This is a genomic window from Xanthomarina maritima, from assembly GCF_008084905.1.
Taxonomy (GTDB): Bacteria; Bacteroidota; Bacteroidia; order Flavobacteriales; family Flavobacteriaceae; genus Xanthomarina; species Xanthomarina maritima.
Window position 1 is genome coordinate 1 of the sequence record NZ_VSFC01000052.1, and the last position, 18,376, is coordinate 18,376.

Sequence of the window (18,376 nt, forward strand, 5' to 3'; positions counted from 1 at the left end):
AGCTCTGGTGGATTTCCTTTAAATATTCTTTTTAATTCAGGGACAATAGAAACCTTTAGTGATGCTATTAGAATAGAAAATGGAAATGGTACAGTTATATATGAAGGTACTGGAAATAATGGAGATCTTGCGGGTTTAACATTTCAATCGACAGGAGATACTCTTGTGTTATATGTTGAAGCGGATAGTTCTGTTAGTTGTGCTAGTGGCAATAGAACTGAATGGGATTTTGATGTTTGGTGCCAAACATGTATTCCACAAACCGTAGATTTTGATGTCGTTAATGGAGACTGCACTACAGATCCAAATAATCCAACATTTGAGATCGAAGTAAATATTACAGATATGGGAGACGCCACTTCTATAACTGTTACAGATAATATTGGTAATCCTGCTCAAGTAGTTACTAGCCCAGGAACATTAACATTTGGTCCGTATATTGCTAACTTAAATGTTATTATAACGGCAGCTAATACCGTTGATGCTAATTGTATTGTTGAAAGTGGCATGTTAACATTTTTATGTCCACCAGAACCAAACCCTTGTTCAATAATTTATGCAGGTGAAGATGCAACAGTAGATTGTAATAACCCATCGGTTGATTTAACTGCCAATTTCCAAATATATGGACAAGACACAAGCACATACGAGATTAATGCACTTGATGCGTGCGCTACACCTCCAGCATCTGGTGGTACACCAACTGGAGTTGAAATAGATGACACATGGTCTAATCCAATAGATATGGGATTTGAATTTTGTTTCTTTGGAGTGACATATAATCAGATAGTTATAGGAGCTAATGGTGTTTTATCTTTTGATAATACACTAGCTGGCGGTGATTTTAATGGTTGGGTACTTAATCCTGGAGATGTTTTACCAAATAATACAAATCCAACATTAGCTGAAGCTAATATATTTGGTGTTGCACAAGACCTTAATACGGAAACAATTATTGGTGGTTGTGGTGATATTAATTTTATGATTTTGGGAGCGTCACCTTCAAGACAATTTGTAGTGAATTTTAGTAATGTATGTCTGTACGGTTGTGATATGGATAATGCACCAAATGATTTACAAGCTTCAACACAAATTATTTTATATGAGTCCTCTAATGCGATAGATATCAATATTTTTGATAAACCAACTTGTACAAGTTGGAATAGCGGTCTTGCGGTTGCAGGTATTCAAAATCCAGCTGGAAATATAGCATTCACGCCACCAGGAAGAAATACTGGTGTTTGGTCGGCTACAAATGAATTTTGGAGATTTACACCTTCTCAAGGAGCTCCATACTATTCATTCGAGTGGCTTGATGGATCAACATCTCTAGGAAATACTGAAACTATTACAGTATCTCCAACCCAAACAACAACCTATACAGCCTCTATAACTTATGATTTATGTACAGGAGGAACTGCTACAATAACAGATGAAGTAGAAGTTGAATATATTAACCTTTCAACCTATGATGCTTCTTTTGAAATGGCAGCATTATGTGATGGCGCTACTGCGACTATAACAGGAGATACTGGAGGAGAATTTACATTCAATCCTATTCCTACAGATGGAGCAACAATAGATGCTACAACAGGTGAAATAACCAATGGACTACCTGGAACTACTTATACAATTCAATATACTGTTGGAGAAATTTCTTGTCCAGCTATAAACACAGTAGATGTTACCATATTACCTTTAGAAGATGCTTCATTTACCATGACAGCTTCATGTGATGGTGCAACAGCAACAATAACAGGAGATACTGGTGGAACATTTGCATTTAGTCCAGAACCAGGTGATGGAGCAACAATTGATACAACAACTGGTGAAATAACATATGGTGTTCCTGGTACAACATATACAGTGGAATATACTACTTCAGGCCCTTGTAGTACGTCAAGCACTCAAACAGTAACTATTATTCAGGCGGATGATTCGTCATTTACTTTAACAGCAAATTGTACTGGAGCAACGGCAACTATAACAGGAATTACAGGTGGAACGTTTGCTTTCAACCCTGTACCAACAGATGGAGCAACTATCAATCCGGTTACTGGAGAAATAACTAATGGAATTACTGGAACAACGTACACGGTTGAATACACTACAAATGGAACTTGTCCTAGCACTAGTTCTCAGACGGTTACTATTTCTCCTTTAGAAGACGCCTCATTTACTATAACAGCAGGTTGCAATGGTGCAACTGCAACTATAACAGGAGATACTGGTGGTACTTTTGCATTCAATCCTGTACCAGCAGATGGTGCAACAATCGATCCTGTTACAGGAGAAATAACTAATGGTGTTTCTGGTACAGCCTATACAGTTGAATATACAACATCAGGATCTTGTCAAGCAATTAGTTCACAAACGGTTACTATTTTGCCTTTTGAGGACGCTTCATTTAGCATGACACCTTCATGTAATGGTGCAACAGCAACTATTTTTGGAAATACAGGAGGAACATTTTCATTTAACCCTGTTCCAACAGATGGAGCTGTAATTGACCCTGTTACTGGAGAAATTACAAATGGTGTTCCAGAAGAAACTTATTTTGTAGAATATACAACTTCTGGACCTTGTCCAGAAACTGGAGGAGGATTTATTACATTATTAGCTAGTACAGAAGACGCAACATTTATGATTGATTTAACCAAGTGCGATGGAGCAACCGTAATTCTAACAGGAGACCCTGGAGGAACTTTTGCTCTTAATCCACCACCTCAAGGTGGAGCTATAATTGACCCTATTACAGGTGAAGTTACAGGTGGCGCACCTAATACTAATTATACAATTGAATATACAACTTCAGGACCTTGTCCAGTAACATCAAATGAAATTTTTACAACTGCAAATTGTGTCGTCCCTCAAGTAATTACGCCAAATGGTGATGGTTATAACGATTCATTTGATTTAAGCGGATTTGATGTAAGTAGTCTTGAAATATTCAATAGAAATGGAATAAAAGTTTACAGTAAAAATAATTATTCAAATGAATTTGAAGGAATTTCAGATAGTGGAGATGAACTTCCTACAGGTACTTATTTCTATGTCATGAGATATCAAGATAACGAAGTGAGATCAGATTGGGTATATATTAATAGAGAACAGTAAACTAACACAACCAAATTATTATAATGAAAAAACTATATATAATTCTCGTATTCTTGTTTGCATTACAAATGCAAGCACAACAAGACCCACAATACACACAGTATATGTATAATATGAATGTTGTAAACCCAGCTTATGCTGGATCTTATGACGGAGTTGCAATTGGCTTACTTTATAGAAGTCAATGGGTTGGGTTAGATGGCTCACCAAATACAGGTACTTTTAACGTTAGTGCTCCAGTTGGAAAAAGAGTAGGTATTGGGCTTTCTTTTATAACAGATGAAATAGGCCCTGTAAATGAAAATAATATCTATGCAGATTTCTCATATACGCTTCCTTTAGGTGGAGAAAATAAGTTAGCTTTTGGTCTTAAAGCTGGAGCAACTTTTCATGATATTGGATTAATTGGATTAGACGTAATTGATCCAAATGACCCTTTCTTACAAAGTGATGTTAATGAAGTAACACCCAATATTGGTTTTGGAGTGTATTTATATCAAACAAATAAATATTATGTGTCTGTTTCTATGCCTAATATGTTAAATTCAGTTCATTTAGATGCAAATGGTTATAAAATAGGATCAGAGACGCAGCATTTATTTGCAGCTGCAGGTTATGTGTTTAGTCTTTCAGACAATTTTAAATTAAAACCTAATACCATGTTCAAAATGGCTTTTGATGCTCCTTTAAGTTTCGATATAAATGCTAATGTGTTTATGTACAACATCGTTGAGGTAGGTGTTGGTTATCGTTTGGAAGACTCTTTTAGTGCAATGGTTAACTTTCTAATTACACCAAATTTAAGGGTGGGATATGCCTATGATAGTGTCGTATCAGATTTAGATGTGGCAACATCTGCATCACATGAGATTTTTATAAATTTCGATATACCACTAATGAAGAAAGTATCACGTTCACCTCGTTATTTCTAATTACTTAAGCTAAACATTATGAAGAATTTAAAAATATTTTTGACACTTATTTTAATGAGTAGTTTAAGTATAACTGCTCAAAATAAAGACACTCAAGTTGCAGATAAACATTTTGCAAAATATGAATTTGTTGAAGCTATTGAAGCCTACTCTAAATTAGTTGAAAATGGAAAAGCTAACGAGTATGTTTATGGGCAATTAGCTGAAGCTAATTATAATATATTCAGTACAACTGATGCAGAACGATGGTATGCTAAAGCTCTTGAGTCGAGTCAAGATTCCGAAATGATTTATAAATATTCTCAAATGCTAAAAGCTAATGGGAAGTACGATGAATCAAATAAGTGGATGAAAAAATTTGCAGATCAAAACCCTAAAGATGATAGAGCAAAAGCATTTAAAGCAAACCCAGATTACATTCCGGGAATTTTAGAAGGTGAAAAACTTTATGAACTTTCTACATTAGAATTTAACTCAGAATTTTCAGATTATGGAGGAACGGTTAAAGATGGGAATCTTTACTTTTCATCTGCAAGAAATAAATCTAGACGTAATTATGGTTGGAACGAAGAACCATATTTAGATGTATATCAAATAGCTTTATTAGATGGGCAAGATGCTGAACTAATAAATGGAGATGTTAATACAAGATATCATGAAGGATTAACATCTTTTAGTCCAGATGGTAACATAATGTACTTTTCTAGAGAGAGTTTCTTTGAAGGCGATTATGAAAAAAACAAAGAAGCTAAAACTAAAAAGAGTTTATTGTATTTGTTTAAAGCAAACAAGGTAGGTGATGCATGGGGAAATGTAGAGCCATTATCACTTAACAACAAAGAATATTCAGTAAAAAGTCCATCTGTAAGTAAAGATGGGAAAACACTTTATTTTGCATCAGACATGCCAGGAGGAAAAGGATTATTTGATATTTATAAAGTAGCAATTAATGCAGATGGTTCTTTTGGAATGGTTGAAAACTTAGGAGACAAAATAAATACCGAAGGTCAAGAAATGTTTCCTTATATAAGTGATAAAAACATACTTTATTTCTCATCTAACGGTCACTTAGGCTTAGGTGGATTAGATGTGTTTCATACGACTGAATCTGGAGATGTTATAAATGCTGGTGTTCCCGTAAATAGTAATGCAGACGATTTAGCTTTTACAATTAATGAAGAAACTGGCGAAGGTTTTGTGTCTTCAAATCGTGAAGGTGGTAAAGGTAACGACGATATTTATGCTTTAAAACGTTTAAAACCTTGTTTAGTAGAATTAACTACAACAGTAGTAGATAATGTTACAAATAATCCATTAGCAGGAGTTGAAGTAACAATTAAAGATGCTAGTGGACGTGTTGTTTCTTCTGAAAAATCTGATAACAACGGACAAGTTAAGTATACAGTTTCTTGTAATAAATCTTTAGAGATTTCAGGCGTTTTTAAAGATTATTTAAGCAATAATGTTACCTTTTCTGGAAGTGAAGAGGAAGAGTATGATTTACAGCTTAATTTAGACCCAATTGAAGTAATAATTGTTGATGACAAAGTTGTGTTAAACCCAATTTTCTTTGAATTTGATAAATCTAATATTACAGAGCAAGGAGCATTTGAATTAGATAAATTAGTAGCCGTTATGTCTAAATATCCAGAAATGGTTATACAAGCCGAATCTCATACAGATAGTAGAGGCTCTGCAAGTTATAACGAAAGATTATCTGATAGACGTGCAAAATCTACAGTTCAATATGTTATCTCTAAAGGTATTGAAGCGAGTAGAATTTCTGGAATTGGTAAAGGTGAAAACGAACCAAGAATTGATTGTGGGAATAAATGTACTGAAGAAGAATATCAAACAAACAGGCGTTCAGAATTTATAATTAAAAGTGGAGGTCCTTCCGTAAATAATTAAAAAAAAAGCATAAAAAAAGCCTTGCTAAATATAGCAAGGCTTTTTTATTATTTAATTTGATTACCATTTTTATCAAAAAAATGATATTCTAAGTATGTGTAAGCATCTCTTGGTAAAACTTTAACCCATTTCTTATGTTCAAAAAACCATTTTGAACGTATAGATGGAAAGCCTTTTGTTAAAAAGGCTGCTATAAAAGGATGTGTGTTTAAAGTTATCTTTTTATAGTCTTTTTTAAATAATTGCTCTAAATCATGAGTAATTTTTTGAATTAATACAATAGGTGCTTCAACTTCTTCGCCACTAATACCATTCGGATTGTCCTCTCTGGTTTTAATGTTCATTTCTTGTCTAACACGTTGTCTGGTTATTTGTATTAAACCAAATTTACTTGGAGGCAATATTTTGTGTTTAGCTCTATCATGTTTCATTTCTTCTCGTAAATGATTGAAAAGCTTTTTTCTGTTTTCTGGTTTAGTCATATCAATAAAGTCAACTACAATAATTCCTCCCATATCTCGAAGGCTTAATTGTCTGGCAATTTCAGATGCTGCTATTAAATTTACTTCTAAAGCTGTGTCTTCTTGCGTTTTTTCTTTATTAGATCTGTTTCCACTATTTACGTCAATTACGTGTAAAGCTTCTGTATGTTCAATAATAACATAAGCTCCTTTGGCCATTGAAACAGTTTTTCCAAAAGACGTTTTTATTTGTCTTTCAATTCCAAACTTTTCAAAAATGGGAACATTAGATTGATATAACTTAACGATTGATTCTTTTTTTGGTGCAATTTCTTGCACATAATCTTTTATTTGAATGTAAAGCTCTTCATCATCAACATGAATACTTGTAAAAGTGTCATTAAAAATATCGCGCAATATGGACGATGCTTTATTTAGTTCTCCTAATACTTTACTTGGATGATGCGCTTTATGTAGCTTTTTACACATTGCGGTCCAACGACCTAACAAATTTTGTAAATCTTTATCTAGTTCGGCTACTTTTTTGCCTTCAGCTACAGTACGTACAATAATACCAAACCCTTGTGGAGTTATACTCCGAACAAGACGTTTTAGCCTATCTTTTTCTTCTTTATTCTCTATTTTTTGTGAAATAGAAATTCTATCAGAAAAGGGGACTAAAACAATATATCTGCCTGCAATAGAAAGCTCAGAGCTTATTCTAGGGCCTTTAGTTGATATAGGTTCTTTAGCAATTTGTACTAAAATAGACTGATTTGATTTTAAGACGTCGTTTATTTTGCCGTCTTTATCAATATCTTTTTCAAATGGGAATTTGTTAAGAGTAAAATCTCTTAGTTTACCTGTGCTTACACTTTTTGTGAATTTTAAAAATGAAGGTAGTTTTGGTCCTAAATCATGATAATGTAAAAAGGCGTCTTTTTCGTAGCCAACATTTACAAAAGCAGCATTTAAACCAGGAACAGCTTTTCTTACCTTGGCAATAAACACGTCGCCAACAGAAAAGTTATTACTCCCTTCATCCTTATGTAATTCAATTAGTTTTCCATCTTTTAATAAGGCAAAATCAACATGTTCTGAACCAGATCGAATAATCAATTCTTTATCCATTTTGTTAATTTTTATCCATACTATTAGGTTGTAATGTCGTGAAGTTGTAAAGGTATTAAGTTGTAATCGAGCTAAGGAATTTACCTAACAAGAAACAACCAACAACTAACAACTAACAACCAACAACTAAACTGTACAGATGGATGATACAATATTTTTTATCTAGTTATAATTTTTATAACCAGATATAATACCAAAATAGACTGTAGGATAAACCTAAACAGCAATAAAGGCATTTCACAGGATTTTTTAAATCCGTGGAGTTTAAAACAACAAAAGGTCAAAATTGTGTTTTAACTCATTTCAAAGAACGTGTGTACTGTAAAACCGAAAAAGTAGTTATCTAACTACTTTTTCGACTTATTTTTTCTTTTTGTGACGATTAGCGCGTCTTCTTTTTTTACGCTTATGCGTTGCAACCTTGTGTCTTTTTCTTTTTTTACCACTTGGCATAAGTAATGCTTTTTAAAAATTAATATTATGGGTCTTATTTAACCTCTACGTTTGTTTTAACTCCTTCTACAAATACTTTTGCAGGTTTAAATGCTGGAATATTGTGAGCAGGAATCTTGATAGTTGTATTTTTTGAAATATTTCTTCCAGTTTTTTCTGCTCTTGTTTTTACTATAAAGCTACCAAAACCTCTTAAATATACATTATCACCACTTTCTAAAGAAGTTTTTACTTCTTCCATAAATGTTTCAACAGTTGCCTGAACATCACCTTTTTCAATTCCTAATTTTTCAGAAATTTTTGCTACTAAATCAGCTTTAGTCATTTTTATTTTATTTAAGTTACTATTAATTATTTAAAGGGATGCAAATATAGGAATTTAAAATTCAATATTTCAAACCTAATTCATTAAAATTTAAGATTATAAACGTTTATTTTTGCCTTTCATATATATTTTTAATGTCTGTAGCTAAAACTTTAACATCTTGGTATTCAATAAATAAACGCCATTTGCCATGGAGAGAAACTAAAGATCCTTATAAAATATGGCTTTCTGAAATTATTTTACAACAAACACAAATTAAGCAAGGTTTGTCATATTATGAGGCGTTTACAGATAAATATCCAACTGTTTTTGATTTAGCAAATGCTACCGAAAGCGATGTGTTAAAATTATGGCAAGGTTTAGGGTATTACTCTAGAGCTAGAAATTTGCATGCTACAGCTAAATATATAGTAAATAACTTAAATGGAAAGTTTCCTAATACCTATGAAAAATTATTAAAATTAAAAGGTATTGGAGATTATACAGCTAGTGCCATAGCATCCATTTGTTTTAATGAACATACAGCTGTTTTAGACGGTAATGTGTATCGATTTTTATCCAGATATTACGGGATAGATACACCAATAAATACGTCAAAGGGTTTTAAAATATTTAAGGCTTTAGCTCAAGATATTTTAGATAAAGATAATCCTGCTGAACACAATCAAGCCATTATGGACTTTGGCTCTAGACAATGTTCACCTACAAATCCAGATTGCATGTTTTGTCTTTTTAATCAAACCTGTGTGGCTTTTAGAGAAGATAAAATTTTAAAACTTCCACAAAAAATAAAGGCCAAAAAGCCAGTAAACAAATATTTCAATTTTTTAGTTTTTGTTTCAGATTCTAGCAGTACGATTCTTGAAAAACGTCAAGAAAATGGAATTTGGAAAAACCTCTATCAATTTCCTTTAATTGAAACTAAAAAAACGGCAAGTCTAAATACATTTCAATCAGCATTAAAAAATAATAGCCTAACATCTAATTTAGATTTTAAAGTATCTTTATATAATGAAATAGAAATAGTTCATAAATTATCACATCAGCATTTACATACAAAATTCTGGATAATTACAACAAAGAAACTTCCAGTACCTGGAATACCAATTAAAAATATTAAAGATTATGCTGTACCAGTATTAATTGAAAAATTTATTGAGGAATTTAATTTTTAAGGCTTAATTAATTTCACTCATTATTTTTTATTAAATTTAAAGAAATGAAAAGCAATTACGTAATTTTGCTGATTATTAACTTATAAACAAATTATGTCTGGAACATTAAATAAAGTGATGTTAATTGGTCACTTAGGAGATGAAGTAAAAATGCACTATTTTGATGGTGGTAATTGTATTGGTCGGTTTCCGTTAGCTACAAATGAAACCTATACAAACAAACAAACAAATGAGCGCATAACTAATACCGAATGGCATAACATTGTTGTAAGGAATAAAGCTGCAGAGATTTGTGAAAAATATTTAACTAAAGGCGATAAAGTCTATATTGAAGGAAGAATAAAAACTAGAAAATGGCAAGATGATAGTGGAAATGATAGATATTCTACAGAAATACATTGTACAGATTTCACGTTTCTTTCTACTAAAAGTGAAAGTGGAAATAATCAATCAACAAATCAAGGAAGTCAAAAGCCAGTAGATCAGAATCATTCAAGCAATCAAATGGAAGAAGATAATGACGATCTTCCATTTTAATTATATTATTGTTTAATTAAAGTTATAATCATTGGATCCTGAACCCACGAGATTTTATCCCTTATTATTGACAATTGATTTTTCAATTGTTTTTAGTTTTGTTTTGCTTATCTTACTGCTTTTATGCTCTGCACTTATTTCTGGAGCAGAAGTAGCTCTATTTTCTTTAAATAGAGCAGATTTAGAAGAGGGTATACAAGAAAACCCTAATACCTTTAAAATTATTTCAAAACTTTTAGAACGACCTAAAAAATTGTTGGCAACTATATTGGTCGCTAACAATTTCATAAATATTGCTATAGTTATTTTGTTTGCGTATTTAGGCGATTTTATATTTACTAGCATTACACAACCTCTTCTTAGATTTATAGTAGAAGTTGTGGTTATTACTTTTTTAATTTTACTTTTTGGAGAGATTTTACCAAAAATTTACGCCAGCAGAAACAAAGTAAAATTCTCTAATTTTATGGCTTATCCTTTAAGAGTTTTAGATGTTGTTTTTTCGCCTATAAGTCTGCCGATGAGAAGCATTACTTTAACCATACATAGTAGATTAGGAAAACAAAAATCTAATTTAAGTGTAGATCAATTATCTCAAGCATTAGAATTAACAAGTGAGCACGATACCACCAAAGAAGAACAAAAAATACTTCAAGGAATCGTATCTTTTGGCAATACAGATACCAAACAGGTAATGCGTCCAAGAATAGATATTTTTGCTTTAAATATTAATCAGAAATATCTTGAGATTATTCCTGATATTATTAGTCATGGATATTCCAGAATTCCTGTGTTTGAAGATAATATCGATAAAATTAAAGGAATACTTTATGTAAAAGATTTATTGCCATATATAGATAGAAAGCAATTTGATTGGACAACTCTTTTAAGAGAACCGTTTTTTGTACCAGAAAATAAAAAACTAGATGATTTAATGGCAGAATTCCAAGACAAAAAAGTCCATCTGGCTGTAGTTGTTGATGAATATGGAGGTACATCAGGTTTGATTTCATTAGAAGATATTATTGAAGAAATTGTTGGAGATATTAGCGATGAATATGATGATGAAGATTTAGTCTATTCAAAACTTGACGATAATAATTATGTTTTTGAAGGAAAAACTGCTTTAAAAGATTTTTATAAAATAATAAAGCTTGAAACCGATACGCTATTTGAAGACACAAAAGGAGAAGCCGAAACCCTAGCTGGTTTTGTTTTAGAGATTTCAGGAAGTTTCCCAAAAATGGGAAGTAAAATAAATTTCGAAAATTACGTTTTTACTATTGAAGCGTTGGATAAAAAACGTATTAAGCGTGTAAAAGTAACCTTACCTTAAATGATGAAAAACAGTCTTTTAGTTTTATTAATACTTGTAATTTGCATGGCCTGTGGTCAAGATCCTGTTCCAAAACCCAATGCACATTTAAGATTAGAATATCCAGAAGCTAATTATCAAAAACTTCAATTAGATCTTCCTTTTAATTTAGAAAAAAATCTAATAGCTACCAACGTAGAAACAAAACCGTTGCAAGGTGAAACAAAGAGCTATGGGGTGACTTTGCAATACCCTAGCATTAAAGGCGCTATTTATCTTACCTATAAAAGTATCGATAATAAGGAAGAAAACTTAATGGCTTTTTTACGCGATGCTCAAAAATTTACACAAGAACACACAAAAAAAGCCGATGAAATTATAGAACAAGTTTACGAAAATAATGAACGACGCGTCTATGGCATGATATACGAAGTTGGTGGTAATGCAGCTTCGCAATCTCAGTTTTATGTAACAGATAGTACCAATCATTTTTTAACAGGCTCGCTCTATTTTTACGCCAAACCTAATTACGACTCTATTTATCCAGCTGCTAAATATTTAGAAAAAGATATTAAACATATTATGGAAACAGTTTCTTGGAAATAGAATATTATTTGTCATTCCGAACGGAGTGAGGAATCTCTTTCTTTTAAAACAATTCAATCAAAATTCTCAAAAAACTCAATTAATTACGGAAAATCCGTAACGTCAAGTATGTATTTCATCGAAAAACAGCAAAAATACGTAACGTTACGTACATGATATTTTAAATTTAACCTTTAGGTTTATGGCATGTTAACCTAAAAATTATTTATTATGATCAAAAATCAAAAATCAAAAATCAAAAATCAAAAAGCGTAAAGCTAAGGCGGTTTTTATCTAAAAGTTTTATCTTACTTTTAATGATAGGTTTTTTTAGTTGTCAGAAAGAAGACGACACAATATCAGAATCAACTACAAATAACATTAGTATAAAAGAATACACTTTTGATGAATTAAATAGTAATACAACTTTTAGTAAAACATATAAAAAAGTAGTAAAAGCTATAAAGAAAAAAAATTTGAATGGAAGCAGAAGTCTAGACGATAATGATTTTGAAATAGATTCTACAATTATTAAAGAGATAAAAATTGGTAATATTACGTCATATACTTTTTTAGCTTATTTAGACAACCAAGAACCTAATAGTTTTAACAATATAGTTATTCAAATAGATAGTCTTGAAAACGAGAGGGCTTTATTAATAACATACTTTCCGGAGTCTTCAATGGAATATATTGTAGACCATAATTCTTTTACATTCCAAGGAACAAGTATGGCTGAGATAGTAAATATTGACTCTACTGCTTTTGTTAATAGAGATATGGATATAGGCTGTTTCGTAACTTGGTATTGTAATTGGGGTGGTTCAATACATTTAGCTGGAGATAATTGCACAGAAAGTTATATGTTTTCCGAGACCACTTGCAACTTAGGAGGTGGTGGATCTGGTGGTGGAGGTGGAGCAGGAGGCTCTGGTTCTCCAAATAATCCAGACCCAATAAACACTGCTCCAACATACACTATTCCATACGAGCAAAACTTAATAGAATGTTTGGGCTTGAACTCTGTAGAAAATGCTAATTTGGTTGTAAGTAATTGGATAAATAATCCAGATAATTTTATGCAAATGAGGGAAGCAAGTATATATTTGATTGGAGAAAATTGTATTGCAGATGCGCAAGCTTTTACAATAGAGGCTATTGAAACTACAATTGAAGGTGGAGAAGTTGATTTTGAAAATGAAGTTATACTAGATGAGACCTTCAAAGACTCAGAAACTCAATGCATCCATAATCTATTAAAATCAAATTCTGAATTTTATAATAACATGCTTTCTAATTTCAGTTCAGAAGATGCTAGAGGTGTTTTAGTTTTAAAAATTGGATCTACTTTAAATGGTGATTGGGGAACTACTCTTGGCTCATATAATAACTATAATGAGTTTATTATTACTACAAATAGTAATATTGAAAATTCAAGTAACTTAAAAAGAATGGTGACTCTTTCGCATGAATTAATTCATGCATACATGTTTTCTTCTTTAGAAAATTGGGGACTGATAGATTATAGTCCTGAAGGAGAACCTATTTTAAATTTAGTATGTCTGAATGGTATAAATTATAATGATTTAAACTTAAACACTTTAGATGAAAAAGATAGGTTTGTAGCGCTTATGTGTGCATTTAATCAAAATACTCCATTAAATGAACAATGGACCCATGATTTGTTTAACATCTGGTCTTTTGATACAAATACTTACAGAGAATCATTAGAAGATTTACTTATTAATGCACATGATTGGAATGGTGAAAATTCAGCTTTTAAAAACGAAGCAATAAGCTTATTTGGTACAACCAATTGGATTGAAAACGTTGCTGAAGCAATTTCATGGATTGGGCTAGAAAACACTCAAGAATATACTAATTATATAAACTCAATTGTAAATCCTGTAAAATTATTGTATATTTTAAATATTAGAAATAAAATTCAATCAGCAAAATCAAACTGTTTATGAAAAATGTATTAGTTTTATTATGCTTAATTATATCATGTCACTCTTTCTCACAGGAAATAAATTATGACATATATATATTACTTGAAAAAAATTCTGATTTTGAAGTTATTGAATCTAAAAATGATACATTATTGTTTCAAATGTTTATTCTTAAAAACCAAATTAATTCTGTAGACAAAAATTACATCATAAAAAAAGATGGTAAATTATCTACAAATATTAAGATTCAAAGTGGCAACACTAATAGTTCCATATTTCTGATTTATGAAAATATGAAAAAGCAAAATAACCCATTGTTAAAAGAGTTAAAGGAACTTAATAATGTTATTTCTTATCCTAGTGATTTTGACCATGCTGATTTAGATAATATTTATGACCTATTGAAAAATTCAAATCAAATCTTTGTTATTGAGTTTAGCGATAATTTTGGTTACTCAGTGGTAAAAAAAGTGAGATTAAAACAATTTGAACCTTTATAGTTGTTAATTGCTTAATACTTAAAAAAAAAGCATCTCATTCAATTTAGAATGAGATGCTTTCTCAAACAAGAGGAGGATTCTTTTTTGTTTACACCATATTGTTTTTATCATAAACATCAATTTTACGGAAAAACCGTAACTCCAACCATGCATTTCATCGAAAAGTAGGAAAAATACGTAATGTTACGTATAAGATATTTTAAATTTAACTTTTAGGTTTATGCCATATAAACTTAAAATATTTATTATGATCAAAATTCAAAATTCAAAATTCAAAATTCAAAAAGCGTAAAGCTAAGGCGTTTTTTATCTAACATTTCAATCTTGGTAATATTGTTTGGAGTATTTAGCTGTCAGAAAGAAGACGATGTACATATAGAATCTTATAACGAAGATTTAAGTATCAAAGAATATACGTTTGAAGAGTTAAATAACAATAATGAGTTTAACACTTCTTTTAGTAAAGTTATTGATGGATTAAAGAAAAACGGTTTTGTACATGGAAGAAGTGACGGAAATAATAACTTTGAAATAGATTCTACTGTTATCAAAGAAATACAAAAAGGCAATACTACGTCGTACACATTCTTTGCTATTCTTGAGAATCAAGAGCCAAATAGTTTCAATAATGTAGTAATTCAAGTAGATAGTATTAATAGTACAAAAGCTTTATTAATAACCTATTTTCCTGAAGCTCCAATGGAATATATAGAAGGTCACGATTCTTTTTCATTTCAAGGAACCTACACCACAGAAGAAATTGATTTTAATTTAACTTCGACCCAAAATAGAGATATGGATAATTGTACTACTGTTTATTATTGTACTTGGGGTGGGACAGTTCATTATGCTGGAGAAAATTGTACAGCAGGTTATATTTATTCTATTACATCATGTAGTAGCGGTTCTGGAGGTGGAGGTTCTGGTGGTTCTGGTAGTGGTTCTCCAAATGATCCAGATCCAGTTTATACTGCACCAGTTATAATTCCTTATAAGCAACATGTCATAGAGTGTTTGCAATTAAACCAAGTAGAAAATACTAATTTAACAATTAGCAATTGGATATATAACTCAGATAATTTCTTTCAAGTAAGAAAAATGAGTACGTTTTTAAGCAATAAAAATTGTAGTGAAAAAGCCCAAGCATTTGTAATAGCCTCTATAGAAGCTATAATAAATGGTGATATAGATGAGTTTAATGAAGATTTCTATACTTGGGGAGTAACAAAAGATGATACATTTGTTGACTCTGAATTAGATTGTATTTACGAAAAATTAAAAGGAGGAAATTTGGGTAATAATTTCTTTAAGGATATGTTATTCGAATTCGACCAATTAACACCTTTAAAATTCTCAATTGGACCAACACCTAATAGTGACTATGCTTTTACAAAAGGAGAAACAACAACTATTTTTGGGCAAACCCATGCATCATATGAGATTATTTCTTCAGCAAATGCAGAATCAGCATCCAACCTAGATAAAATGGTTACTTTGTCTCATGAGTTGATGCATGCTTTTATGTTTAAGTCTTTAGAAGATTGGGGTATTATTTCTTTTGATAACATTGGAAGACCATATCTAATCGAAACTTATGATGATATGTGCCAAGACGATAATCTGGATGAAGAAATAAATATTAATCTATTATCTATGAAGGATAGATGGGTGTTTTTAATTTGTGAAATTTTGGAAAATAGTGATGATCCTAATAATAACCAAGAATGGACACATTCTTTATTTAATAGTCCAGTTTTTGCCATTGAAACATACAGAGAAAAATTAGAACAATTACTACTTAATAACCATGATTGGGATGGTATGCCAACAAGTACTAAATCTACTATGATTTTATTGTTTGGAGATTTCAATTGGAAACAAAAAGTGGCAGAATACATGAGTTGGTCTGGGTTAGAAGATACACCAGAATTTGATACTTGGCTAGAAACCCAAGGGTCTTTCATTCCTGTAGGTTCTACATATACAAGTAATCGTGATTTTTTTGATAATGGAGTTATTGGTTATTGGATTCAAAATTATAATGTTCAAGTTAACTGCAATTAATATGAAAAATATTTTAGTATTGTTTTTGGTTCTTTATGCTTCAAGCATATTTTCTCAAAACAATTTATACCTAAAAGAAAAGGACACTATTTTTATTGTCTTTGACACTATTGTTTCCAAAAAGCATGTAATTATGGAATATTCGAATTTCAAATTAGATGAAAAGAGAAATTCTAAAGGACTAAATACTATTTATTTTTTGTTAGATAGCACTCTTATTCAAAAGCGAAAGGAATTCTATAAAAGACGAGAAGAGCATTCAAAAACTAATTTTGGCGCTATTGGTGCAAGTTCTACTTGCGATTGGTGTTTTGGTTTATATTTTGTTCATAAGTCTAATGTAAATTATAATCCATCAATTAATAATCTCGAAAATGACCATCAATATAAAACTATTAGTAAACATCTTTTAGAGAAAGAAAATGTTACTTTAAAGGACTCTTTAGAATTTGATAGAGGTGTGTATTTATTAGTTAATTACAGATATAATCCACCAACATCTATTTTATTGCTTTCAAAAGAAAAACTAATGAATAAAAATATATTTTATTTTGATGGTTCAACAAAAAAATATTTGGAGTTAAAAGAGTTACTTAAAGAGCCCCATTATCTTTTTATGTTGGATAAAACCTGGGTGAAACAAGAATTAGATTCTAAATTCACAAAAACGGAATATTTTATATTTAATGAAGTTTTGTATAGAGCTAGAACTAGGTCTGGTTATCCAGAATTGAGAAATTATGATTAATTTTTAACAATTAAAAACTAAAAAAGCACCTTATCAAAAATATGGGAAGGTGCTTTTTAGTATATAAAACTATATAATGAAAAATCAAAATAGCACTTATAATTGGACTCATTCATTATTTAACAGTCTTGTTTTCGTTGTAGAAACATATAGAGAAAAGCTAGAACAATTGTTGCTCGATAAACATGATTGGGATAGCGAACCTGATACGGTTAAAAATATAATGATTCAGACATTTGGAAATTTTAATTGGAAACAAAAAGTAGCAGAATATATGAGTTGGTCTGGATTAGAAAAAACACCAGAGTTTAACACTTTTGCCTTAACGCAAACCTCAATAGTACCTTCTGGATTATATAGCCCACCTCATATTGAAAAACAATTTGTGACAGATGTTATAAAATGGTGGACTAACAATAATAATGTTACAGATGGATTAACCTTAGGAAATTGTAATTAAATATGAGAATGAGTAATATAGTACATATAATTTTTTTTACTCTAGTAATAATATACTCAGGTAATGCACAAAATGAAGAGATGCTCTATAGCAATAAAAAAGACACCCTATTCATTTCGTATCCAAAACAATTAAAGGATAGTTTAGTTAAGATCACTTATGATAGTGTAAAAATAAAAAATAATCTAAATACCATAGAAAAAACAGTTGGTTTGAAAACTACATATAACCTATTAGATAGCGCAAATCTAAAATTGAGAAAAGAATATTTGTTGAGAAAAGAATATAACAGAATAAATGGTATTTTATCAAGTAATTCTATGGGTAAAATAGTTGGATTATATTTTGTGCATACACAAAGAGTAGACACTTCTTATTTAAGAGATCAGAATAGCAGGCTAATTTATTATAAAAATATTTTCTTAAAGCATTTAAAATCTGATGTTAGTTTTGATATTGACAAGAAATTATATTACATATACAGAACAAATGAAAGTGCAACAAGAAATTATATTATATCTTTTAATGAGCTACAAAATAAAAAGAGATTCTATTTTGATGGAACAGAAAATAAGTATAAAGAATTACAAGAAATAATTAAAACCCCTATGTATATTTATATTTATGATAAAAGTGTAATTAATAGCGAAAATGAAGAAGTACTTCTCTTTAAAGAGGTGATATGGAAACATATTCAGGGTACGTTATAA

General features: G+C 30.6%; 15 protein-coding genes. 13 read left to right on the top strand and 2 right to left on the bottom strand.

Annotation, left to right across the window (positions count from 1 at the left end):
- The 3 genes from FVF61_RS09820 to FVF61_RS09830 form a co-directional block, all read left to right on the top strand.
- On the top strand, nt 1-3,117 hold a 3,117-nt coding region (locus FVF61_RS09820; protein WP_148455824.1), incomplete at its 5' end, for a gliding motility-associated C-terminal domain-containing protein.
- Between the two features lie 23 nt (nt 3,118-3,140).
- Entirely contained in the window at nt 3,141-4,049 is a 909-nt protein-coding gene (locus tag FVF61_RS09825) for a PorP/SprF family type IX secretion system membrane protein (protein ID WP_148455827.1), read from the top strand.
- Between the two features lie 18 nt (nt 4,050-4,067).
- Nucleotides 4,068-5,960: an OmpA family protein gene (locus FVF61_RS09830; RefSeq protein WP_148455829.1), complete on the top strand. Its 1,893-nt coding sequence runs from the start codon at nt 4,068-4,070 to the stop codon at nt 5,958-5,960.
- 47 nt (nt 5,961-6,007) lie between these two features.
- Here FVF61_RS09830 and FVF61_RS09835 read toward each other — a convergent pair whose 3' ends face one another.
- Nucleotides 6,008-7,552, bottom strand: a complete 1,545-nt coding sequence (locus tag FVF61_RS09835) for an Rne/Rng family ribonuclease (RefSeq protein ID WP_148455831.1) — start codon at nt 7,550-7,552, stop codon at nt 6,008-6,010.
- A 487-nt stretch (nt 7,553-8,039) separates the two neighbouring features.
- Nucleotides 8,040-8,330, bottom strand: coding sequence for an HU family DNA-binding protein (locus tag FVF61_RS09840; protein WP_109681930.1), 291 nt, complete (start codon nt 8,328-8,330; stop codon nt 8,040-8,042).
- A gap of 134 nt (nt 8,331-8,464) precedes the next feature.
- Here FVF61_RS09840 and mutY point away from each other — a divergent pair, with 134 nt between their 5' ends.
- The 10 genes from mutY (at nt 8,465) to FVF61_RS09890 (ending at nt 18,376) form a co-directional block, all read left to right on the top strand.
- The gene (gene mutY / locus FVF61_RS09845) at nt 8,465-9,505 is read left to right on the top strand and encodes an A/G-specific adenine glycosylase (protein WP_148455833.1); all 1,041 of its coding nucleotides are present in this window, start codon (nt 8,465-8,467) and stop codon (nt 9,503-9,505) included.
- Nucleotides 9,506-9,598: 93 nt separating this feature from the next.
- A complete protein-coding gene (locus FVF61_RS09850) occupies nt 9,599-10,042 on the top strand; it encodes a single-stranded DNA-binding protein (protein WP_148455835.1) in 444 nt (147 codons plus the stop codon).
- Between the two features lie 31 nt (nt 10,043-10,073).
- On the top strand, nt 10,074-11,378 hold the full coding sequence (locus tag FVF61_RS09855; RefSeq protein ID WP_148455837.1) for a gliding motility-associated protein GldE: 1,305 nt from the start codon (nt 10,074-10,076) through the stop codon (nt 11,376-11,378).
- 3 nt (nt 11,379-11,381) lie between these two features.
- Complete coding sequence (gene gldD, locus FVF61_RS09860) at nt 11,382-11,963, top strand: gliding motility lipoprotein GldD (RefSeq protein WP_148456641.1); 582 nt, start codon at nt 11,382-11,384, stop codon at nt 11,961-11,963.
- A 296-nt stretch (nt 11,964-12,259) separates the two neighbouring features.
- A complete protein-coding gene (locus FVF61_RS09865) occupies nt 12,260-13,915 on the top strand; it encodes a hypothetical protein (protein WP_148455839.1) in 1,656 nt (551 codons plus the stop codon).
- Nucleotides 13,912-14,394 carry a hypothetical protein gene (locus tag FVF61_RS09870; protein WP_148455841.1) on the top strand — a complete coding sequence of 161 codons (483 nt, stop codon included), beginning with the start codon at nt 13,912-13,914 and terminating at the stop codon, nt 14,392-14,394. Before FVF61_RS09865 ends, FVF61_RS09870 begins: the two co-directional genes overlap by 4 nt.
- A 333-nt stretch (nt 14,395-14,727) precedes the next feature.
- Nucleotides 14,728-16,458 (top strand): hypothetical protein, encoded by a 1,731-nt coding sequence (locus FVF61_RS09875; RefSeq protein ID WP_233586787.1) that lies wholly within the window; start codon nt 14,728-14,730, stop codon nt 16,456-16,458.
- Nucleotide 16,459: 1 nt separating this feature from the next.
- The gene (locus FVF61_RS09880) at nt 16,460-17,206 is read left to right on the top strand and encodes a hypothetical protein (RefSeq protein ID WP_148455845.1); all 747 of its coding nucleotides are present in this window, start codon (nt 16,460-16,462) and stop codon (nt 17,204-17,206) included.
- A gap of 76 nt (nt 17,207-17,282) precedes the next feature.
- On the top strand, nt 17,283-17,666 hold the full coding sequence (locus tag FVF61_RS09885; RefSeq protein ID WP_148455847.1) for a hypothetical protein: 384 nt from the start codon (nt 17,283-17,285) through the stop codon (nt 17,664-17,666).
- A gap of 8 nt (nt 17,667-17,674) precedes the next feature.
- Complete coding sequence (locus tag FVF61_RS09890; RefSeq protein ID WP_146192549.1) at nt 17,675-18,376, top strand: hypothetical protein; 702 nt, start codon at nt 17,675-17,677, stop codon at nt 18,374-18,376.